At 54.6% G+C, this 21,548-nt stretch carries 22 protein-coding genes; 11 read left to right on the top strand and 11 right to left on the bottom strand.

Going from position 1 to position 21,548, the window contains the following annotated elements:
• Positions 1-26 precede the first annotated feature (26 nt).
• A complete protein-coding gene (gene mutS, locus ACTG36_RS01490; RefSeq protein WP_375279571.1) occupies positions 27-2,651 on the top strand; it encodes a DNA mismatch repair protein MutS in 2,625 nt (874 codons plus the stop codon).
• Here the strand turns inward: mutS and ACTG36_RS01485 are convergent.
• Together ACTG36_RS01485 and hrcA are read right to left on the bottom strand one after the other, a co-directional pair.
• Positions 2,635-3,207 (bottom strand): nucleotide exchange factor GrpE, encoded by a 573-nt coding sequence (locus tag ACTG36_RS01485; RefSeq protein WP_375279570.1) that lies wholly within the window; start codon positions 3,205-3,207, stop codon positions 2,635-2,637. The genes mutS and ACTG36_RS01485 overlap by 17 nt on opposite strands.
• 12 nt (positions 3,208-3,219) lie before the next feature.
• Positions 3,220-4,281 (bottom strand): heat-inducible transcriptional repressor HrcA, encoded by a 1,062-nt coding sequence (hrcA, locus tag ACTG36_RS01480; RefSeq protein ID WP_375279569.1) that lies wholly within the window; start codon positions 4,279-4,281, stop codon positions 3,220-3,222.
• A 115-nt stretch (positions 4,282-4,396) separates the two neighbouring features.
• On the opposite strand from hrcA, the gene rph reads away from it, so the two are divergent.
• The 3 genes from rph to hemW are packed head-to-tail and all read left to right on the top strand — an operon-like array spanning position 4,397 to position 6,837.
• Entirely contained in the window at positions 4,397-5,107 is a 711-nt protein-coding gene (rph, locus tag ACTG36_RS01475; RefSeq protein WP_375279683.1) for a ribonuclease PH, read from the top strand.
• The gene (gene rdgB / locus ACTG36_RS01470; protein WP_375279568.1) at positions 5,100-5,708 is read left to right on the top strand and encodes an RdgB/HAM1 family non-canonical purine NTP pyrophosphatase; all 609 of its coding nucleotides are present in this window, start codon (positions 5,100-5,102) and stop codon (positions 5,706-5,708) included. The genes rph and rdgB overlap by 8 nt, the downstream gene beginning before the upstream one ends.
• Positions 5,701-6,837 (top strand): radical SAM family heme chaperone HemW, encoded by a 1,137-nt coding sequence (gene hemW, locus ACTG36_RS01465; protein WP_375279567.1) that lies wholly within the window; start codon positions 5,701-5,703, stop codon positions 6,835-6,837. The genes rdgB and hemW overlap by 8 nt, the downstream gene beginning before the upstream one ends.
• Here hemW and ACTG36_RS01460 read toward each other — a convergent pair.
• The 6 genes from ACTG36_RS01460 to rho are packed head-to-tail and all read right to left on the bottom strand — an operon-like array spanning position 6,834 to position 13,615.
• Entirely contained in the window at positions 6,834-7,724 is an 891-nt protein-coding gene (locus tag ACTG36_RS01460) for a ParB/RepB/Spo0J family partition protein (protein WP_375279566.1), read from the bottom strand. The genes hemW and ACTG36_RS01460 overlap by 4 nt on opposite strands.
• A complete protein-coding gene (locus ACTG36_RS01455) occupies positions 7,721-8,536 on the bottom strand; it encodes a ParA family protein (protein ID WP_375279565.1) in 816 nt (271 codons plus the stop codon). Before ACTG36_RS01455 ends, ACTG36_RS01460 begins: the two co-directional genes overlap by 4 nt.
• On the bottom strand, positions 8,526-9,143 hold the full coding sequence (gene rsmG, locus ACTG36_RS01450) for a 16S rRNA (guanine(527)-N(7))-methyltransferase RsmG (protein WP_375279564.1): 618 nt from the start codon (positions 9,141-9,143) through the stop codon (positions 8,526-8,528). Before rsmG ends, ACTG36_RS01455 begins: the two co-directional genes overlap by 11 nt.
• On the bottom strand, positions 9,143-11,020 hold the full coding sequence (gene mnmG / locus ACTG36_RS01445) for a tRNA uridine-5-carboxymethylaminomethyl(34) synthesis enzyme MnmG (protein ID WP_375279563.1): 1,878 nt from the start codon (positions 11,018-11,020) through the stop codon (positions 9,143-9,145). Before mnmG ends, rsmG begins: the two co-directional genes overlap by 1 nt.
• Positions 11,021-11,023: 3 nt before the next feature.
• The gene (mnmE, locus tag ACTG36_RS01440; RefSeq protein ID WP_375279562.1) at positions 11,024-12,310 is read right to left on the bottom strand and encodes a tRNA uridine-5-carboxymethylaminomethyl(34) synthesis GTPase MnmE; all 1,287 of its coding nucleotides are present in this window, start codon (positions 12,308-12,310) and stop codon (positions 11,024-11,026) included.
• A 30-nt stretch (positions 12,311-12,340) separates the two neighbouring features.
• Positions 12,341-13,615 (bottom strand): transcription termination factor Rho, encoded by a 1,275-nt coding sequence (rho, locus tag ACTG36_RS01435; protein WP_375279561.1) that lies wholly within the window; start codon positions 13,613-13,615, stop codon positions 12,341-12,343.
• A gap of 519 nt (positions 13,616-14,134) precedes the next feature.
• On the opposite strand from rho, the gene ACTG36_RS01430 reads away from it, so the two are divergent.
• The 4 genes from ACTG36_RS01430 to dnaQ are packed head-to-tail and all read left to right on the top strand — an operon-like array spanning position 14,135 to position 16,875.
• Positions 14,135-14,734, top strand: a complete 600-nt coding sequence (locus ACTG36_RS01430; RefSeq protein WP_375279560.1) for a Maf family protein — start codon at positions 14,135-14,137, stop codon at positions 14,732-14,734.
• Complete coding sequence (locus tag ACTG36_RS01425) at positions 14,731-15,564, top strand: shikimate dehydrogenase (protein ID WP_375279559.1); 834 nt, start codon at positions 14,731-14,733, stop codon at positions 15,562-15,564. Before ACTG36_RS01430 ends, ACTG36_RS01425 begins: the two co-directional genes overlap by 4 nt.
• Entirely contained in the window at positions 15,561-16,154 is a 594-nt protein-coding gene (gene coaE / locus ACTG36_RS01420) for a dephospho-CoA kinase (protein ID WP_375279558.1), read from the top strand. Before ACTG36_RS01425 ends, coaE begins: the two co-directional genes overlap by 4 nt.
• Positions 16,147-16,875 carry a DNA polymerase III subunit epsilon gene (gene dnaQ / locus ACTG36_RS01415; protein ID WP_375279557.1) on the top strand — a complete coding sequence of 243 codons (729 nt, stop codon included), beginning with the start codon at positions 16,147-16,149 and terminating at the stop codon, positions 16,873-16,875. The genes coaE and dnaQ overlap by 8 nt, the downstream gene beginning before the upstream one ends.
• Here dnaQ and secB read toward each other — a convergent pair.
• Together secB and ACTG36_RS01405 are read right to left on the bottom strand one after the other, a co-directional pair.
• Entirely contained in the window at positions 16,872-17,387 is a 516-nt protein-coding gene (gene secB / locus ACTG36_RS01410) for a protein-export chaperone SecB (protein ID WP_375279556.1), read from the bottom strand. The genes dnaQ and secB overlap by 4 nt on opposite strands.
• 56 nt (positions 17,388-17,443) lie before the next feature.
• Positions 17,444-17,935, bottom strand: coding sequence for an FxsA family protein (locus tag ACTG36_RS01405; RefSeq protein ID WP_375279555.1), 492 nt, complete (start codon positions 17,933-17,935; stop codon positions 17,444-17,446).
• 110 nt (positions 17,936-18,045) lie between these two features.
• Here ACTG36_RS01405 and ACTG36_RS01400 point away from each other — a divergent pair, with 110 nt between their 5' ends.
• From ACTG36_RS01400 to ACTG36_RS01390, 3 genes are read left to right on the top strand one after another with little or no spacing between them, the layout of a single operon-like run.
• Positions 18,046-18,705, top strand: coding sequence for a Tim44/TimA family putative adaptor protein (locus ACTG36_RS01400; protein WP_375279554.1), 660 nt, complete (start codon positions 18,046-18,048; stop codon positions 18,703-18,705).
• The gene (mltA, locus tag ACTG36_RS01395; RefSeq protein ID WP_375279553.1) at positions 18,702-19,721 is read left to right on the top strand and encodes a murein transglycosylase A; all 1,020 of its coding nucleotides are present in this window, start codon (positions 18,702-18,704) and stop codon (positions 19,719-19,721) included. The genes ACTG36_RS01400 and mltA overlap by 4 nt, the downstream gene beginning before the upstream one ends.
• A complete protein-coding gene (locus ACTG36_RS01390; RefSeq protein WP_375279552.1) occupies positions 19,718-20,305 on the top strand; it encodes a Smr/MutS family protein in 588 nt (195 codons plus the stop codon). Before mltA ends, ACTG36_RS01390 begins: the two co-directional genes overlap by 4 nt.
• Here ACTG36_RS01390 and ACTG36_RS01385 read toward each other — a convergent pair.
• The gene (locus ACTG36_RS01385) at positions 20,288-21,517 is read right to left on the bottom strand and encodes an MFS transporter (protein WP_439141258.1); all 1,230 of its coding nucleotides are present in this window, start codon (positions 21,515-21,517) and stop codon (positions 20,288-20,290) included. The genes ACTG36_RS01390 and ACTG36_RS01385 overlap by 18 nt on opposite strands.
• Positions 21,518-21,548: the final 31 nt, after the last annotated feature.

Below are 21,548 nucleotides of genomic sequence, written 5' to 3'. Positions count from 1 at the left end.
TGCGGGGAGAGCATCCGGGGGGATCCATGAGCAGCACCGTGACGCCAATGATGGCGCAATACCTTGAGATTAAAGCCGATCACCCGGACGCTTTGCTGTTCTACCGGATGGGTGATTTCTATGAGCTGTTCTTTGAAGATGCCGTGAAGGCGGCAGAGGCGTTGGATATCGCGCTGACCAAACGAGGCAAGCACTTGGGTGAAGATATCGCTATGTGCGGCGTCCCCTTTCATGCAGCCGAAGGATATCTTCTGACATTGATCCGCAAAGGGCATCGCGTCGCGGTTTGTGAACAGTTGGAAAGCCCCGCGGAGGCGAAAAAGCGCGGGTATAAGGCGGTCGTCAAACGCGGGGTGACGCGGGTGGTCACGCCTGGGACGCTGACCGAAGATTCACTGCTCGATGCACGGCGGCATAACTTTTTGGCGGCCTACGCCGACGTGCGCGGGGAAGGTGCTTTGGCCTGGGTGGACATCTCAACCGGTGCATTTTCCGTTCTGGGCTGTGACGCGTCAGGGCTGGGGCCTGAGTTGGCGCGACTGACCCCGAAAGAGGTGTTGCTGGCGGAGAGCGGTGAAGCCGGGTTCGGTGAGATCGTCGAGGATTCAGGTGCTGCCTTAACTGTTCTAGGAAACGCGGCATTCGACAGTACGAATGGCGAAAAGCGCTTGAACAGTGTCTATTCCGTGAAGTCTTTGGACGGGTTCGGGGCGTTTTCACGTGCCGAAGTTGCGGCGATGGCTGCAGTTGTTGAGTATCTGGACATCACCCAAAAGGGGAAATTGCCCATGCTCCGCCCACCGGTGCGCGAAGCAAGGGATGCAGCGATGCAAATTGATGCAGCGACCCGGCGTTCGTTAGAGCTAACCCGCGGAATGTCCGGCGGGCGGGCAGGGTCGCTATTGTCTGTTGTGGACAAAACACTGACATCGGGTGGGGCACGGTTGCTCGAACGCCGCATGTCGTCGCCATCGCGTGATTTAGGGCTGATCGGCGCACGCCATGATGCTGTGGCTTGGTGTTTAGAGCGGGGCGATATCGCGGCCCTTCTGGAAGACCGATTGCGGGAGGTGCCTGATCTTGATCGCGCCCTTTCGCGGTTGTCGCTGGATCGGGGCGGGCCGCGTGACATGGCGGCCGTCCGTGGCGCGATTGCGCAGGCGGCGGTCATAGCGGACGCTTTGCCAGAAGACATGCCTGAGGTCTTAGGGCAGGCGGCGCGGAGTTTGATAGGGCAGGACACGCTGTTGGATCTGTTGGACGCAGCACTTGTTGCCGAACCGCCTTTATTGGCGAGGGACGGGGGGTTTGTTGCGACAGGTTATGACGCCGACTTGGATGAATTCCGGTCATTGCGCGATGAGGGCCGCTCTGTGATTGCGCAGATGCAGTCGCGCTATGCTGATGAAACCGAGATTGCCGCACTTAAGATCAAGCACAACAATGTACTGGGCTATTTCATCGAAGTAACTGCCACCCATTCCGCCAAAATGTTGGCTGCGCCGCTGTCCGAAACATTCATACACAGGCAGACGACAGCCAACCAAGTGCGGTTCACGACGGTAGAACTATCGGAGTTGGAAAGCCGTATTTTGAATGCGGGCGGGCAATGCCTTGAAATTGAAAAACGGCTCTATTCCAGCCTGAGACATGCTATTTTAGATCAAGCGCCCGCGCTTTTTGAACTGGCGCGCGGATTGGCGGAGTTTGATCTGAACGCCGCCTTGGCGCGATTGGCACGGGAAGAGGGTTGGCTCCGGCCCGTGATGTCATCAGGGCGTGAATTTGTGATCACAGATGGGCGGCATCCGGTGGTTGAGGCCGCGTTGAAGCCGACAGGAACGCCTTTTGTGGCCAATGATTGTGATTTATCGGCGGAGTCGATCTGGTTGCTGACGGGTCCGAACATGGCGGGTAAGTCGACCTATTTGCGTCAGAACGCTTTGATCGCAGTTCTGGCGCAGATGGGGGCATTCGTACCGGCGTTGGAGGCTCATATCGGCGTGGTCAGCCAGATATTCAGCCGCGTCGGCGCGTCAGATGATTTGAGCAAAGGGCAGTCCACGTTCATGGTCGAAATGGTTGAGACAGCGGCGATCCTAAACCAAGCGGACGACCGCGCCTTGGTGATTTTGGATGAAATCGGGCGGGGCACGGCGACCTATGACGGATTGTCGATCGCCTGGGCGACCTTAGAGCACTTGCATGATGTGAATCGCTGCCGCGCGCTGTTTGCGACGCATTACCATGAGATGACGCAGTTGTCGGAGAAGTTGGATTCTGTCGCCAACGCGACGGTGACGGTGAAGGAGTGGGAAGGGGACGTAATTTTCCTCCACGAGGTGAAACGTGGCACGGCCGACCGATCTTACGGTGTGCAAGTGGCGCGACTGGCTGGTTTGCCCAGCGTTGTCGTCGACCGTGCGAAAGTCGTTTTAGAGGCCTTGGAGAAGGGCGAACGGGAGGGCAAACAGAAGGCCGTCATCGACGATTTGCCGCTGTTTAGTGCCACACCAGCGCCCGCCCCAACAAAAACCGCGCCATCCGAAGTGGAGGCGCGGCTGAAAGATGTTTTACCAGATGATCTGTCGCCCAAAGCGGCGTTGGATCTGATTTACGAGCTTCGTGGGTTGGTTAAGACTTCGGAGTAGAAGACACACCGACCTGCGCAGGTCGCAACAAACGGTCGTGCAACATAAAGCCGGTTGTGGACACCTGAATGATGTCGCCCTTTTGGGTGCCGGGCACGGGCGCTTCGAACATAGCTTCGTGGTGCTGAGGATCAAATTTATCGCCAACCTCGGGGCGGATCGGGTCGATACCGTGCTTTTTGAACACTTCGACCAAAGCACGCATCGTCAGTTCAACACCCTCAAGCAGCGCTTTGTCGCCGTCTTTGCCGTCTTCCTTGGCATTGGCCAGCGCACGTTCAAGGTTGTCATAGACAGGCAGAAGATCACGGGCGAGGCGGGAACCGCCGTAATTCTCGGCCTCACGCCGGTCACGGTCGGCCCGTTTGCGGGTGTTTTCGGCGTCAGCGAGGGCACGCATATAGGCGTTCTTCAGCTCATCAATTTCAGCCTGAAGTTCGACAGTGTTTTCATCGACCTCTTCATTGGCGAGGTCTTCGAGGGTCATTTCATCCTCAGGGCCGCTGTTCACGTCAGCCATGATGTCATCCAGAAATTCGTTTTCTTTGTCAGCCATAACTCTGCCTTCTTATCCGCGGTCCGAAATCAGTTTCCCGACCAGTTGCGCGGTGTAATCCACGATGGGCACGATGCGCCCGTAATTGAGGCGGGTGGGTCCGATGACCCCGACCGCGCCCACGATCTTTCGATCAGCGTTCATATATGGGGAAACCACCAAAGAGGAACCCGAAAGTGAGAAAAGTTTGTTTTCAGACCCGATGAAAATGCGCACGCCTTCGCCAGCCTCCGTCAGATCGAGGAATTCAGCGATGTCGCGTTTGCGTTCAAGGTCGTCAAAGAGGGTGCGGATGCGGGCGAGGTCGGATTGGTCATCGTCAGACAACAAATTGCCGCGGCCACGCACGATCAGACGTTCGGTCGATTCGCCTTTGTTTTCCCAGATGGCGGCGCCGGATTCGACCAGTTCACGTGCGATGCTGTCGATTTCCTGACGGCGGGTTTTCATCTCACGTGAGATCGCGTGGCCAAGCTCCGTCAGTGTGCGGCCCTCGGCGAGGGAGTTGATGAAATTCGCAGCCTCCCGCATTGATGACGGCGTTTGACCGGGGGGCGGGGTGAAGACGCGGTTTTCTACGTGACCATCGGCAAACACAAGAACAACGAGGGCGCGGTCAGCGGCGAGGCTTACAAACTCTATATGTTTGATCGCGGCTTCATGTTTGGGGGCGAGGACAAGGCTGGCACCTTGGGTCACACCAGACAAAGCGGAGCCAACGCGATCCAAAAGCGTGGTCACATCGTCGGAGTTGCCGCCCATGGTCTGATCGATCGCGGCACGGTCGGTGCCGTCCAGATCGCCTACCTCAAGCAGGCCATCCACGAACATACGCAGGCCTTGTTGGGTCGGAATACGTCCGGCAGAAATATGCGGACTATCGAGCAGACCAAGATATTCGAGGTCTTGCATGACATTCCGGATCGTCGCCGCGCTGACCTGTTCGGACAATGTGCGCGTCAGTGTTCTGGATCCAACCGGTGAGCCTGTTTCCAAATACCCCTCAACCACGCGGCGAAACACCTCGCGTGAGCGGGCGTTCATGTCATCAAGGCTGGGCGTTTGATCGGTCATGGGCGGTCCCTTGGGGCGATGGCATATAGGCCTGTGCGTGCCGAAAGGTCAATCGGGGTTGGAATTAAGGGGCAGGGGGCGTATCGGACAGGGGAAAGTCACGAAAGGACATATGATGCGACCCTCTGGACGTCAGATAGATGAAATGCGGACGATTTCAATTGAGACAGGCGTGACCCGCCATGCGGAGGGTTCGTGTTTGATCAAATGCGGAGACACGCATGTGTTGTGCACTGCAACGATTGATGACCGCGTTCCGCCGTTCTTGAAGAACTCCGGTTTGGGGTGGGTCACTGCAGAATATGGCATGCTGCCCCGCGCAACAAACACGCGGATGCGGCGGGAGGCCAAGAATGGACAGAGCGGCCGGACACAGGAAATCCAACGGTTGATCGGGCGGTCTTTGCGCGCAGGTGTGGACCGGGTGGCTTTGGGTGAGCGACAGATCGTTGTGGATTGTGATGTGATCCAAGCCGATGGTGGAACCCGCTGCGCGTCGATCACGGGTGGCTGGGTCGCGCTGAAGCTGGCGGTCCAAAAGCTGATGAAAGCGGGCGACGTTGTGTCTGATCCGCTGGTCGATCCGGTGGCGGCTGTGTCTTGTGGTGTCTATGCGGGGCAGTCCGTTCTGGATTTGGATTACCCCGAGGACAGCGAGGCCGGTGTTGACGGAAATTTCGTGATGTCGGGGTCAAAGCTGATCGAGATTCAGATGTCGGCGGAAGGTTCAACGTTCAGCCGTGACCAGATGAATGCGATGATGGAACTGGCGGACAAGGGCATTGCGGAATTGTCTGCCGCCCAGCTGGCAGCTGTGAATGCGTAAGTTTGACGGACAGGAGCTGCTGATCGCGACACACAATCGCGGCAAGCTGGAAGAGATCGCGGATTTGCTGTCCCCGTTCGGGGTATCAGTCTCGTCGAACGCCGATCATGGGTTGCCTGAACCAGAAGAGACTGAAACGACGTTCACTGGAAACGCGCGGATCAAGGCCCGTGCGGCTGTGAAGGCGACCGGGCTGCCGGCCTTGTCCGATGACAGTGGGATTACGGTGGATGGACTTGATGGCGCGCCCGGGGTGTATACGGCGGATTGGGCCGAAACCCCAACGGGCCGTGATTTTGAGATGGCGATGACCCGCACGTGGTCCGAACTGGAAGCGCGGGACGCCCCCCATCCCCGCCGCGCGCAATTTCGCTGTTGTCTGGTCCTTGCCTGGCCCGATGGGCACGATGAGGTATTCGAAGGCGTGATGCCCGGTCAATTGGTGTGGCCTATGCGCGGTGATCAAGGGCATGGATATGATCCGATTTTCCAACCCGACGGGTATGACATCACCTTTGGTGAAATGGACCGTTGGGAGAAGAACAAGATCAGCCACCGCGCCGATGCCTTCACCAAACTGATCGAGGGCTGCTTTGCCTGAAGGTGGCTTTGGCATCTATCTGCATTGGCCATTTTGCCAAGCGAAGTGTCCTTATTGCGATTTCAATTCCCACGTCGTGGCGACAGTGGACGACGATGCTTGGGCCTCTGCGTTTGAGGCGGAGTTGGACCGTATTGCGGACCTGACCGGAGGCCGCGTTCTAAATTCTGTGTTTTTCGGCGGCGGAACACCGAGCCTCATGAAGGTATCCACCGTTGAACGCATTTTGGACCGGATCGCAAAGCACTGGCGCTTGGCCAATGATCTGGAAGTCACATTAGAAGCGAACCCGACATCGATCGAAGCTGACCGTTTTGCTGGTTATCGTAAAGCCGGGGTAAATCGGGTGTCCGTTGGCGTGCAGGCTTTGGACGATAAAGATCTAAAGGCTTTAGGCCGATTGCATTCCGTTGCCGAAGCCTTGACTGCTGTCGACGTTGCGCGCTCCACCTTTGACCGCGTCAGCTTTGATCTGATTTATGCTCGGCAACACCAAGACGTTGCGAGCTGGCGTAAGGAGCTGACGCAGGCATTGTCATTTGATCCCGATCATCTGTCTTTGTACCAGCTCACAATCGAAGACGGTACAGCATTTGGTGACCGATTTAAGCGCGGCACACTGAAAGGTCTTCCCGATGAAGATGTCGCGGCCGATCTATGGGATGTAACCCAAGAGCTATGTGTTGAAGCCGAGCTTCCGGCATATGAAGTGTCTAATCATGCTAAAATAGGGCAAGAGAGCAGACACAATCAAATCTATTGGGCATCTGGAGACTGGGCTGGAATCGGGCCCGGTGCTCACGGTCGTTTGACGTTGGATGGCGTTCGGTTCGAAACCATCGGGGCGCGGGCGCCTGCCGCTTGGTTGGAACGTGTAAAGGCGACCGGATCGGGCGACGTTTCTAAATCGGCCATGAATGAAAAAGACGTGTTGTCCGAGCGTATTCTTATGGGCCTGCGGATGAGGGACGGCATCGAGCTTCCATCGTCTTGGATTGACGAAAATAGAAAAAATATCAATGTGTTAGCTGATCTAGGGCTCCTCTATCAGACCCATCGCACCTTGCGCGTGACGCAATCAGGCCGACCTGTTCTGAATGCCATCATCGCAAAACTGCTGGCCAACTAGCCGCCTGACAAAAGGCGAAGAAGATCGTCAAGTTGTTCAAGATCACGGTAATGCAAAACCAGTTGGCCATTTTCTCGACCTGCGGCGTGGTTCACATTAACCTTCATCCCTAGTTGAGCAGAAAGTTCATTTTCCACCTGAATAGTGTCTGCATCCTTCGCCGGGGAGGCGGCTTTCGTTGGCTTAGGCTTGTCAGATTTTGCGGCTTTACTCAGCTTCTCGGCATCTCTGACGGAAAGACCTTTCTTTACGATCTCGGCCGCCAAGGCGTCTGCATCGGGATGTCCAACAAGTGTACGCGCATGACCGGCAGAAAGCCGTCCATCAGCCAAGAGCGATTGAACGGAATCTGGAAGCGAGAGGAGGCGAACCGAGTTTGCGATATGGCTTCGGCTTTTGCCGAGAGCTTTGCCCATTTCCTCCTGCGTCCGTCCAAACTTTTCCATCAGTTGTTTATAACCCGCCGCTTCATCAATGGCGTTAAGGTCAGACCGTTGAATATTCTCAATGATCGCAACTTCTAGGACTTCAACATCGTTGAAATCGCGAATAATGACGGGGACTTCATGGAGCTTGGCCCGCTGGGACGCACGCCAACGGCGTTCACCGGCGACAATCTCATATGATCCTTTCGGACCCTCTTTCCGACGCACGATGAGTGGCTGAATAACCCCCTTTTCGGAAATCGACGCAGTAAGATCATCCATAGCCTGATCATCAAAAGAGCGGCGCGGCTGATCTGGATTTGGGTAAATTTGTTCAATGGGAATTTGACGCTCAGATGCCACTGTCGCGGCTTCACCTTCGGCAGGAGCCGGCGGAACATCGGACATCAGAGCGGATAGACCACGCCCAAGACCACGTGCTTGTTTTCTTGAATTGCTCATGAGGCTTTCCGATCAGAGTGTGACGCACGTTTGGTAAGCTCTTTGGCCAAATCAACGTAGGCAATAGAGCCCTTGGAGGCAGGGTCGTAGTCAATCGCGGAGAGCGCATACGAAGGCGCCTCGCTCAAACGCACATTCCGCGGGATGACCGTCTGAAAGACCATATCTCCTAAGTTACTGCGCGCATCTTCCTCGACTTGTTGAGAGAGATTGTTTCGTTTGTCGTACATCGTCAGGACAACGCCCTCAATCCTGAGGTTTGGATTCGCAGTTTGCCGCACTTCACGAACAGTCAGCATCAATTGGGATAATCCTTCCAGTGCAAAGAATTCGCTTTGAAGAGGCACAATGACGGAATCCGATGCGATCATAGCATTTACCGTCAATATATTGAGAGATGGCGGACAGTCGATCAAGATGTAGTCTAAGTTCAGAGCATCGATACTCGGCTGATGGATCGCGTCATGTAGCATAAAGCTTCGTTTTTCGTTCGCCATCAGGTTCATGTCAGCGGAACTTAGATCGGTGGTTGCCGCGATGATCAAGAGGTCTTCAACGTTTGTAGTTTGGGCAGCTTCGGTTGGACCCGCCTCACCAGACAACAGATCATAGGTGGTCACAAGACGATTTTCTGGATCAATACCGAGCCCGGTGGACGCATTGCCCTGCGGATCAAGGTCAATGAGCAACGTTCTATGCCCCTGTTTTGCCAAGGCAGCGCCAAGGTTAATGGTTGTCGTTGTCTTGCCCACGCCGCCTTTTTGATTGGCCACTGCGATAATTTTGGGGTTGGTTGTGCGACTAATGTTCACGAGGGGCTATCCTTGAGATTTCGAGTACTCCAGCATCGGGATGAGTATGGCTGGGGTGAATTGTGAGGTCAAAATCATACTTTTCTTTGGCAACTGAAATTTCATCTATATGTTTTGATCCCTTAGGAAACAGACACATCCCCGATGGCTTGATGAGATTGGAGGAGTAGTGCAGAAGGTCCGACAGCGGCGCTAGCGCCCGAGCAGACACAACATCCGTCGGTGACACTGAAACATCCCCTATACGGCCAGCGACAATTGTCACGTTAAGATGCAATTCTCGCTTTGCAGTTCTTAAAAAAGAACACTTTCTTTGGTCACTCTCAATTAAAGTGATCGGCCGCGAGTCAGGATCCAGAATTGCGATGACAAGTGCCGGAAGACCGCCACCACTGCCCATGTCTGTCCAAGACGCCCATCCTTCCGGCGCCAATTTGTATAACTGGGCGCTGTCTACAATGTGACGCGTCCAGAGATCGGGTACACTTCTTGGCGCAATTAGGTTGATGGACTTGGTCCATTTTTCGAGAAGCGTGCCAAAATTCTCTAACTTCTCTATTGTTTCACGTGAAACATTTAGCTGTCTCAGGACTAAATGATCGGCCATCAAGACGCCTTTTGACCGAAAGACAGGTGCTTCAGTTCAGCTAGGATGAGCATTAATGCCGCGGGGGTCATTCCATCCACTCGAGATGCTTGAGCTAAATTATCGGGCTTTGCTGCAATTAACTTGGTCCGAAGTTCATTCGAAAGACCATCTATGCCGTCATAAGAGAAGTCATGCGGTATCGATTTATTTTCGTCTCTTTTGAGGGCTTGTACATCATTGGCTTGGCGGTTGATGTAGTGGGCATAAAGGGCATCCCTCTCTAGTTGAGTCCGTATATCCCCAGCCAATTGAGCGAGTTCGGGCTCGAATGAAAGAAGTGTTTCAATCTGAGTTCCAGCAATGGTCAGCGCCTCATACAGGCTCCGCCTTGGACCATCCGCACTCACTTTTACCCCAGCAGCATTCAAATCTCGTGATGGAACACTCTTCCCTTCAAGCAGACCCATACCTTTTTCAAGGTTATTCTTCTTTTCCTTGAACACCTTCCAGCGTCTATCACCCACACAACCGTGTTGATGGCCAATCGGAGTTAACCTCTGATCCGCATTGTCTGCTCGCAAGGACAGCCTAAACTCGGCGCGGGAGGTGAACATTCGATAAGGTTCAGTCACACCTCTGACTGTAAGGTCATCGACCATCACCCCAATGTAGGACGTCGCCCTATCAAACATGACCGGTGGCCGATCATGCGCCGCAGCTGCAGCATTCAATCCTGCAACAAGGCCTTGCGCTGCAGCCTCCTCATATCCAGTCGTTCCATTGATTTGACCAGCCAAATAAAGGCCTGGGAGAGACTTGAGCTCTAGCTTCATACTCAGACTTCTCGGATCAACGTAATCATACTCAATGGCATAGCCAGGCTGAAGAATCTCCGCATTCTCAAGCCCATAGATTGAGTGAACGTAATCCATCTGCACATCAACCGGCAAAGACGTCGAAATTCCATTTGGATAGACCGTGTCGTCAGTCAGTCCTTCAGGTTCTAGAAATATTTGGTGAGATGACTTATCAGCAAATCTTACGACTTTATCCTCAATCGAAGGGCAATATCTTGGTCCGACTCCATCGATGTGCCCACCATACATTGCGGATCTCTCGAGGTTGGTCCGAATGATTTCATGGGTCTTTTCATTGGTATGGGTAATTCCGCAAGAAATCTGATCTGCGATGGCAGTCTTATGAAGGAACGAAAAAACGTCCGGAACAGGATCTGCATCTTGATGATCGAGCACATCCCATCTGAGTGTCTTTCCGTTTAGTCGGGGCGGCGTACCAGTTTTTAGGCGGCCCAATGGTAAATTTAACTCATCCAATCGGTGCGCCAGAGAAACCGAAGGCGCATCGCCCATTCGGCCGCCCGATGACGCTTCATCACCAATGTGGATGACTCCGCGCAAAAACGTCCCTGATGTCAGAACAACGGAACGAGCACTGATTTCCGTACCATCAGCAAGGACAACGCCCTCGACCCTATTTTTTCTGACAATTAGATCAACCACTTCCCCCGTCAGAACGGATAAATTCTCGTAACCGTAAATCAGATTGTGAACTGCTCGCTTATACAGCGCACGATCTGCCTGGGTCCTCGGCCCCTGTACTGCTGGCCCTTTTTTGCGGTTCAACAGCCTAAACTGAATTCCGGCCCGATCAGCGGCAATACCCATGATCCCGTCTAACGCATCAATTTCGCGAACGAGATGCCCCTTACCAAGACCACCGATAGCTGGATTGCATGACATCACGCCCAAATCTGCAGCACGCAGTGTAATCAAAGCGGTTTTTGCCCCCATGCGAGCGGACGCACATGCGGCTTCACTTCCGGCGTGTCCACCGCCAACAACAATAACGTCAAACTGATGTTTCACGTGAAACAATCCTTATTTACCGATGCAGAAGCTTGAGAAAATTTCATCTAACAGATTCTCGACGTCGACGCGACCAATCAAAGCATCCAATGATCTAATTGATTGACGCAGGTCCTCGGCAATTAAATCCACCGGCAAAGAGTGATCCTCAAGAGAGGCGAGAACACCTCCCAACTTGCCAGACGCTTCCTTCAGCGCAACTTCATGGCGTTGACGAGTCGCGACGCCAGCACCCGCCACTCGACTGGAAAGGTATTCACTGATTTTGTCCAACAGCTCTTCAACACCTTCAGAAGTCTTGGCGGACAGCGAAAGGCCCTGACTTGAACCCCCCAAATCTGACTTTGACCGGACAAACAAATCAAGTCCGTCCTCGCCAAACATATCGTCAAACCGACCATCGACGGACAGATGAATACGGACATCTGAATTCAGGGCACGCGTACGTCCACGTTCGATCCCTATTTCTTCGAGCACATCCGCACTATCTCGCAGTCCGGCTGTGTCCAAAATCGTAACGGGAAAACCATTAAGGTCCATTTTTACTTCGATCACATCACGGGTTGTCCCTGCGATCTCAGAGGTAATGGCTGCTTCACGACCAGCAAGACGATTTAACAAAGTCGACTTACCCGCATTGGGAGGACCCACAAGAGCAACCTCAAATCCGTCCCTCACGCGCTCACGAATAGCGACACCGTTTGCCTCTCGCTGGACATCTTCCAAAACGCTTTGCAGAAGACCACGAACTTCTGGAAACACATCAATCGGAACATCTTCGTCAACGAAATCGATGGTCGCTTCAATAAGCGACGCGGCCCGAACCAGATCATGTCGCCAACCGTCAACCAAAGCGCCCAAATCACCACTGAACACCTTCAGAGCTTGGCGCTGCTGGCTTTCCGTTTCCGCATCAATCAGATCGGCCAGACCTTCAACTTGGGCAAGGTCCAATGCACCCGATTCCAGTGCACGTCGTGTAAATTCTCCAGGCTCCGCCGGGCGCAACCCAATTTGTCCCAATTCCGAAAGCAGAGCAGCTACGATAGCTGGCGATCCATGGGTTTGAAACTCAACGACCTGCTCCCCAGTAAAACTTCGTCCAGGCCCGAAGCTCAGTACAAAGGCTTGATCAATCAAGGTTCCATCACAAGACACAAGTTGGACCAACTTACGATCATGTGGCTCAACTCGGGCACCCAGACGACCCGCAGCATCTAAAGCCTGTGGGCCTGATACCCGAACAACTGAAACGCCGGCCTTACCGGCTGCAGACGCCAATGCAAAAATTGTATCCATCGTATCAACCCATTGTTTTATAACAATAAGTTAGGTGTTCATTGAATCGAAGAAGTCCGAATTGGTCTTGGTCTGTTTCAATTTCGAAATCAGGAACTCAATCGCATCTGTCGTTCCCATAGGGTTAAGAATCCGACGCAAAACATAGGTCTTTTGTAGGTCAACCTTGTCGACCAACAAATCCTCTTTCCGGGTACCAGATTTAAGAATGTCCATTGCAGGGAACACACGCTTGTCCGCCACCTTGCGGTCCAGAACAATTTCAGAGTTACCGGTACCTTTAAACTCTTCGAAAATAACTTCATCCATCCGGCTACCGGTATCGATCAGAGCAGTCGCAATAATTGTCAAAGACCCGCCCTCTTCGATATTCCGCGCCGCACCAAAGAACCGCTTCGGACGTTGCAACGCATTGGCATCTACACCACCAGTCAACACTTTACCCGATGATGGCACTGTCGTGTTAAACGCACGGCCCAGACGTGTGATGGAGTCCAGCAAAATCACGACATCCCGCTTATGTTCTACAAGCCGCTTGGCCTTTTCGATCACCATATCGGATACCGCAACGTGGCGGGATGGCGGTTCATCAAAGGTCGAGCTCACAACTTCGCCTTTCACAGACCGCTGCATGTCTGTCACCTCTTCGGGGCGCTCATCGATCAACAAAACAATCAGGTAGCATTCCGGATGGTTGGCCGCGATCGAATGGGCAATATTTTGCAAAAGGACCGTCTTACCCGTCCGCGGCGGGGCCACGATCAAGGATCGCTGTCCCTTCCCAATCGGCGCCACCAGATCAATAATCCGCGCAGACCGGTCCTTGGCCGTCGGATCATCTGTTTCCATGTTGAGACGTTCATCAGGATAGAGAGGTGTCAGGTTATCGAACGCAACCTTGTGACGCGCCTTTTCAGGGTCTTCGAAGTTGATCTTCTCGACTTTGGTCAAAGCAAAGTACCGCTCTGTGTCAGATGGTTCTTGAATGACACCCTCGACCGTATCTCCAGTCCGCAACGCATGCAGACGGATCATTTCCGGTGAAACGTAAATATCGTCAGGACCCGGCAAATAGTTTGCCTCGGGCGACCGCAAAAAACCGAAGCCATCTTGCAGAACCTCAAGAACACCATCACCGCCGATAACCCAATCATCTTCGGCGCGTTCCTTGAGAATGGCGAACATCATGTCGCCCTTACGCATCGTTGACGCGTTCTCAATCTCAAGCTCTTCAGCCATAGACAACAAATCTTTTGGGCTTTGCGCCTTCAAGTCTGCAAGGTTCAAACGGTCGATGGATGTCATGTCTTCAGACATTACGGATCTCCGGGCCGCAACCGCAGCCTCTTCATTCTTAGATCTGGAAAAAACCACCTTCGGACGAAGGTTGACGATCACTAGGCAATAAAACCCAAGCTGTCAATTCAAGGCAAGAAGTGTCGAAAACCCCGTATCTTTCTTTCTCAATAAAAAAGAATCTTAAGAATGTAGTTGAAGTAGTAGGCATGTGGAAAACATGCCAGATCAGGATTGTCCCCGTTATTATCCACGGAATACAGGTGACAGACCTGTCAAAAAATTCTGTTCATGATCTACTAAATATTTAAATTTATTACATAAAATATAGAAATATCGGTTTGATCTGTAGCATGATTTGAGTCCCTCCAGAACTTATCCACATCCGTGATTCTTCCTTGTCCCGAGGGGATAACCCGTCATGGATCAAGGATATCTCGTATAACTTTTTCAAGTTCGGGGTTCTCTTGCTCTTAACCCCATTTCCGCCCATCACATGTCCAGCGGTTCACCCACGGGGATATCCACATGTCTTTTGATCTTATTCTCGCCTCCGCCTCCGAAAGTCGGGCGAGGTTACTACAGCAAGCGGGCGTTCTGGTCGAAGCCATACCAGCGCGAATCGATGAAGATTCGGTCAAGATCGCGTTGGAAGCAGAGGATGCTCCACCCCGTGATATCGCCGATACTTTGGCCGAGATGAAGGCGAGAAAGGTCGCGGAAAAGGGGTCTGGCCGCCTCATCCTCGGGTGCGATCAGGTCCTCGCTTTCAAAGGGGGCATTTTGTCGAAGCCCACTTCGCCTGAGGATGCGCACGACCAGCTGACCCAATTACGGGGGGAGACGCATCAATTACTGTCTGCTGCGGTCATCTATGACGGGCTTGAACCGGTTTGGCGGCATGTGGGCGTCGCCCGTTTAACCATGCGCGACTTCTCCGACGCGTATTTGGACGACTACATCGACCGGAATTGGGACAGCATCCGGTGGTCTGTTGGCGGCTATAAAATCGAAGAAGAAGGCATTCGTCTTTTCAGGTCTATAATGGGGGACACATTTACCATTCAGGGCCTGCCACTGTTGGAACTCTTGTCTTATCTCACGCTTCGCGGGACATTGCGTGCATGACTGATCGATCAATCCCCCTCGCTGGCGTTATCGGGAATCCGATTTCACACTCCAAATCGCCTAAACTGTTTCGCCATTGGCTTAAGACCTACAACCGCTCCGGCTACTACATCCCAATGCCTGTGCAGGAAGGTGACCTTGAAACCGTCATCCGGACGCTTCCCTCTATGGGGTTCGTCGGGTGCAATGTGACGATCCCGCATAAGGTTGACGTCTTGCAGATCGCGGATTTGGCCACCGACCGCGCGACGCTGATCGGCGCAGCGAATACGCTGATTTTCCGACGGGACGGTAAAATCCATGCGGACAATACGGATGGTTACGGTTTTATCGCCAACCTTAAACAAGGCGCACCTGGCTGGGCCCCATCCATCGGTCCGGCGGCAGTTTTGGGCGCAGGCGGCGCGGCCCGTGCCGTCATTGCATCGTTGATTGAGGTTGGCGTGCAGGAAATCTACCTCACGAACCGAACACGCCCAAAAGCCGAAGCCCTGCAATCGGCTTTTGGCACCAAAGTGACGGTCGTCGATTGGGTTCAGGCGGGCAACATGCTTGAAGAAGCAGCGACCGTTGTGAACACTACGTCGCTCGGCATGCAAGGCCAACCTGAATTGCGGGTGCCTTTGGACGGTCTGCGCCGTGGAACCGTGGTGACTGATCTTGTTTATACGCCGCTAAAAACTCGGTTCTTGGCCGAAGCGGAGGAGGCGGGCTGCATCACCATCGACGGCCTCGGCATGTTGTTGCATCAGGCGGTGCCAGGTTTTGAAAGGTGGTTCGGCGTGCGGCCTGAGGTGGACGTTGATACACGGGCTGCCATTCTGGGATGACCTACGTCCTTGGATTGACCGGTTCGATCGGCATGGGCAAATCCACAACGGCGCGCATGTTTGCGAGTGAAAGCGTGCCGGTTTGGGATGCGGATGCAACGGTTCGGATGCTCTATGCCAAGGGCGGCCCTGCCGCGCACAAGGTGGCGCAGCTTTATCCCGATGCGATGGACCGTGGTGCTGTGTCTCGTGACAAACTTCGGGGCTTGATTGCGCAGGATCCGGGGATCCTCGATCATCTGCAAGACATCGTGCATCCTTTGGTCGCAAAAGACCGCGCTGATTTTCTATCTGTCACGACATCGCCGGTCGTCTTGCTGGATATCCCGCTTTTGTTTGAAACGGGTACCGACGCGGTTTGCGATGGCGTTGTCGTCGTCACCGCCTCAGCCGACGAACAGCGCAGACGCGTGCTTGAACGCGGCGAGATGTCCGAGGCGGACCTCAATATGATCCTGTCCCGCCAGATGCCAGATTCCGAAAAACGCGCCCGTGCCGATTGGGTGATTGAAACAACATCGCTGGACGCCGCCCGCCACTCTGTGAGAGATATCTTGCAGCAAATCAAAGGCAGGCAGACCGATGCGTGAAATCGTACTTGATACCGAAACCACTGGGTTTGAACCCAGCGAAGGTGACCGGATTGTTGAGATCGGGGCGATTGAGCTGCACAATCATATGCCGACCGGCCGGACCTATCACCAATACATCAACCCTATGCGATCCATGCCCGCCGGAGCCTTTGAAATTCATGGGATCGGTCCGGATTTGTTGGACAGCCCACGCCCTGCGGAAAAGGGTGAGGTGATCCTGAAAGACAAACCTGTCTTTGCCGATATCGCGCAGGCCTTTGTGGATTTCATTGGCGACGCCAAACTGGTCATTCACAACGCAGCTTTCGATATGAAATTCCTGAATGCGGAGCTTGGCTGGCTCAACCGCCCGCTTTTACCGATGGATCAGGCACTCGATACGCTGGCGATTGCACGTAAGAAATTCCCCGGCTCACCCGCATCACTGGACGCGCTGTGTCGGCGCTTTGGCATCGACAATTCAAACCGTACGCTGCACGGCGCGCTGTTGGACAGTGAAATTCTGGCTGAGGTTTACCTTGAACTGATCGGGGGCCGGCAGCCTGATCTGGTGTTGGCTGGCAATCAGACCGCCAAGACATCTACGACCGGCGGGTCAGATTGGCGCCCTACGCCGCGCCCTAATCCGCTGGGGTCAAAAATAAACGCGGCGGAGGCAGAGGCCCACGCCGCGTTCGTTGAAAAACTGGGCGACAACGCCCTTTGGAACAAACTTTAGGCGTCTGCTTTTTTCTGCTGTGCCGCGCGCAGGGCCAGCTGCTGACGATAGATGGCCACAAAATCGATCTGTTCAAGGTTCAGCGGCGGGAAGCCACCGTCGCGTGTCACGTCGCTGACGATGCGGCGGATGAACGGGAAAGTCATGCGCGGGCATTCGATCATCAGGTAGGGGTGCATCTGCTGTTCTGGTACGCCTTCGATTTCGAACACACCGGAATACTCCAGCTCAAGCAGGAACAAGGTTTTGTCAGACCCTGCGTTGGTGGATGTAACCTTCAGCTTGGTGATGATTTCGTACTGGTTGTCCGCACCGCGCTTGCGGGCATCAAGGTTCACTTCAACCTTGATCTCTGGCTTCACTTCGCCATCGACACCTTTTTGCGCCATGACGTTTTCAAACGACATATCGCGCACAAACTGGGCGAGGATGCGCTGTTTGATCTGCGGTGGTGTTGCGGCAGCGGCGGCGTCTGTTGCGCCATTTGCGGGTGTAGTGTCGTCTTCGGCCATGTGGCCCTCCGGATTTCAATAAAGTTGTCGCTGTGTATCAGGCCCCGCAGGGGGCCTCAATGTTTCGTCCAGCCAGACGGGCCGCTTTGTGGTGGGTTTTGGAGGTCAATTTCCTCAAACTCACCATCAATCACACGGTCTTGGGGGTGGCGGGGGTGTCTGGCAGCTGTGCCTTGGTCCGGTCCCATCTGGAATGAGTGGATTTTGACACGGGATTTGAGGTGCCGGTAAACGGCCGTTCGCACTGCGGGGATCAGGAGCGCAAAACCGACAAAATCAGTAAAAAACCCCGGCGTCAGCAACAAAGCGCCGGAAAACAGGATCATTGCGCCATGGGCCAAGGGTTCTGTCGGGTCTTGCAACGTTGAAAATGAGGATCGTAGGTTCAACATGGCCTGCGCGCCCTGACTGCGAACCATCCACGCACCTAAAATGGCCGTCAAAACGACGATCGCGAGCGTCCAGCCCAACCCGATTGCGCCGCCAACTTGGATAAAAAGCGTAATTTCGAGCAGTGGAATGCCGATGAAAAGCAAAAGAAGCAGCATGTGCCCTCCGGTGAGACAATGAATCACGGGGGTGACGGTGGACTCGGCCCACCCCCAACCCTACATAAGGCTGGTAAGGCTTCGTTACCACTTATTGGAAAGAAACATCCATGAATTCGCCCATTCTTCAGCTTCTGGTGCTCGCCGGAATTGCGATTTTCCTAATTCTGCGACTGCGCAGCGTGCTGGGAACACGCGAAGGGTTTGAGAAGCCTCAGGTGCAGCCACCAACCCAAACACACCGCGCTGCACCTGAATTTGACGTGATCGAAGGCGGTCCGGACCCCGATGTGACGGATTATGTCGATGCCGACAGCAATGCAGCGACTGCCCTGACCGCAATGAAATCCGCAGATCGGACGTTTAACGTGCGGGAATTCCTACGCGGTGCACGCGGTGCCTACGAAATGATTTTGACCGGCTTTGAAAAAGGCGATCTGGCTGAAATCAAACCCTTTTTGTCCGATGACGTGTATGAGGCCTTTGCCGGTGTCGTTGAGGCACGTGAGCAAAATGGCCTCAGCGTCGATTTCACCTTTGTCGGTATTTCCGAGACAACCTTGGTTGATGCGACATTCGACGACGTGACCAAAGAGGCTGAGATTTCGGTTCGATTTATCGCGGAAAGCACCTCAGCGGTGTATGACAAGGGCGGTGATCTGATCGAAGGATCGCCTACAGATGTTAAGAAACAACGCGACGTTTGGACGTTTGGCCGTACGATGGGCACGGGCGATCCGAATTGGTTCCTCGTCGCCACGGGCGAATGATCCTGCGCGCGGCAGCCTTCGGGCTGTCGTTTTTTGCGGCGGAGGCGGCCATGGCACAACCCAGCTATCAGTTGTTGCAGTTTGACGATTTGTCTGGCTGGGCAGACGATGACCATCAGGCCGCTATGGAAGTTTTCCTGAGCACCTGTAGCGACATGCGCGACCCCGCGTGGTCCGCACTGTGTGACGTTGCAGGACAACGCCAAGAACCGCGAGATTTTTTCGAACGGTTTTTCACGCCTGTCCTGATCGAAGACGGTCAGGACGCATTGTTCACGGGATATTTTGAACCCGAGCTTCGCGGGTCTTTGACCCGTGGTGGGCCATATCAATACCCCTTGTACCGGCTTCCTGCGAACCCGGGAGAATACTCCCGACGTGAAATTGAAGAAGGCGCTGTGTTTGACGGGCAGGGCCTAGAAATCGCGTGGATCGATGATCCGGTCGATGTGTTTTTCCTTCAGGTGCAGGGGTCTGGTCGTGTGAAACTCGACACCGGTGGCTGGCTGCGTGTGGGATATGGGGGCGCCAATGGGCGTGAATATTCGTCCGTTGGTTTGGCACTTGTCGAACGCGGAGTGTATCAACCCCATCAGGTGTCCGCAGATGTGATCCGCAATTGGGTCCGTGCCAATGGTGCGGTCGGGCGCCAGCTTCTTTGGGCGAATGAAAGTTTCGTTTTCTTCCGCGAAGTGAATGAGGTCCCGGCAGACAAGGGCCCGCTCGGTGCGATGAACCGGTCCGTGACAACGATGCGCACGGTTGCGGTCGATCCTGCTTACGTGCCCTTAGGTGCGCCTGTCTGGATTGAAAAGCAGGGACGTGATCCATTGAACCGGTTGATGGTGGCGCAAGACACGGGGTCCGCGATCAAGGGGTCGCAACGGGCCGATATTTTCTTTGGCACAGGCGATGATGCCGGTCAGGCTGCGGGTCGCATCAAGGACGGGGGCCGCATGGTTGTGTTGATGCCGGTCCAGTCGGCCTATGCGCTTTTGCCGGATGTGATTGAATGAAACGCCCGCGTCATTTGTCCACCGAAGAACGCGCTTTGTGGGATTTGGTGGCAAAACGGGCAGAGCCTTTGGAGAAGCCCCGTGCGAAGGCTGTTCGCCCTTCGCCAAAAATGCCGGACGTGAAGGGGACGCCGCAACCGCGGTCTATCCCATCGTTCAAAGTGGGCGAACGGGTCGATCATTCCGCGGATCACGATCTACTGCCATCGCTAGGTCAGCAGTTACGGGCTGCACCGGTCCAGATGGATCAAAAGGCCTATGGTCGGTTGCGCCGTGGCAAGTTGAAACCTGAGGCCCGGATCGATCTGCACGGCATGACCTTGGCGCAGGCGCATCCTGCGTTGACGGGGTTTATTCTGCGGTCTGCCTCCATGGGGCATCGGTTGGTTCTGGTCATCACCGGCAAGGGCAAGAACCGAGATGACGGTGGGCCGATCCCGACGAAGTTTGGCGTGTTGCGTCATCAGGTGCCACAGTGGCTGGCGATGGCGCCCTTGAGCGGCTTGGTTTTGCAAGTGACCGAAGCGCACATCCGCCATGGCGGCGGCGGGGCCTACTACGTCTACCTACGCCGAGGCCGCTGATCGTTTGGCGACTGCGACAGGATACAGCAACAAAAGCGCAGCAATCGCGAAGGTCGCAGCATAGCCCAACATTTGGACCTCAAATCCGACACCACGATCAATGAGCCATCCGGACACACCGGGGCCAAGCGCCGAACCGAGCACCATCAGCGCAGTGGTTGCGGCTTTGATTGATCCTAAATGCAACGTGCCAAAAAATTCAGCCCAACAGGCATTAAGTAACGTGGCTTGCCCCCCGCCAGCCGCCCCCATCAGAATGATTGCCAGTGCAGTCCACCCCAAGGACGGTGCGTACCAATGGAGTATGAAGGCGACCACATAAGGGATGAGGTAAAACGGTAAAAGCCGCACGGCACCCAAACGATCAACCAGCCAGCCAAACAGGATTGTTGATGCGAACAGGGTGATCGTGCCCAGCGGAAAAACCGCCACAAGGGCAAGGTGGGACCAGCCTTTGATCTCCGCGAAGTGGACTTGATGAAACCAGAATGCGGTCCCAAAGCCAGAGAACGACATGACAGCCGGGGCCATGGCCCAGAACAGCGGATGACGCAGGGCATCGGCGCGGGTCCAGTGTTTTCCGAACAGGCCGGTGGATTGGTCTTCGTCGGCAACGGACTGCGGCGTGCGTTCCAGCCGAAGGAACCTGTAAAGGACGGGGGCCATGGCCACGCAAAACAGCGCGCAGCCGATCCAGATCAGATGCCAGTCGACGTAGGATTTCAGCCAGACCATCAAAAGCGGCAACGTGGCCTCACCCAGCATAAAGCCCATGGCGGCCACGGCCAACGCGCGGCCGCGCGTGGCGACAAACCAGCGGGCCATGGCAACTGTGGCCACATGGGTCGTCATCCCCTGACCGAAGAACCGCAAAAAGAAGACGACAAAGGGCAGAGCCGAGGCGATCGGGTTGACTGCCATCAGCAGGCAGGACAGACCCAACAGCAAGACCACAGTGATGCCCAGTTGTCGCACACGAAACCTGTCCGCCAAGCCCCCTGCAAAAACCATCACCGCCGCGGATGCACCGGTGCCGATCATATAGATCACGCCCCATTCCCCGTTTGTCAGACCGTAACTTTGCCGGATTTCACCCCCGAAGATTGAGATGAAGAAGGTCTGTCCGAAACTGCTGAGAAACGACAACAATGCGCCCGTCGCAAGGAAGGGGGCGTTGTGTTTGATGAAGGTCAGATAGCCAAGATCGCTCATCCGCCTTTGTTGGACGGCTTGGGCGTTGGTG

The sequence above is a fragment of the Pseudooctadecabacter sp. genome, assembly GCF_965657175.1.
GTDB lineage: Bacteria > Pseudomonadota > Alphaproteobacteria > Rhodobacterales > Rhodobacteraceae > Octadecabacter.
This window is presented reverse-complemented; position numbering and strand designations above follow the sequence as displayed.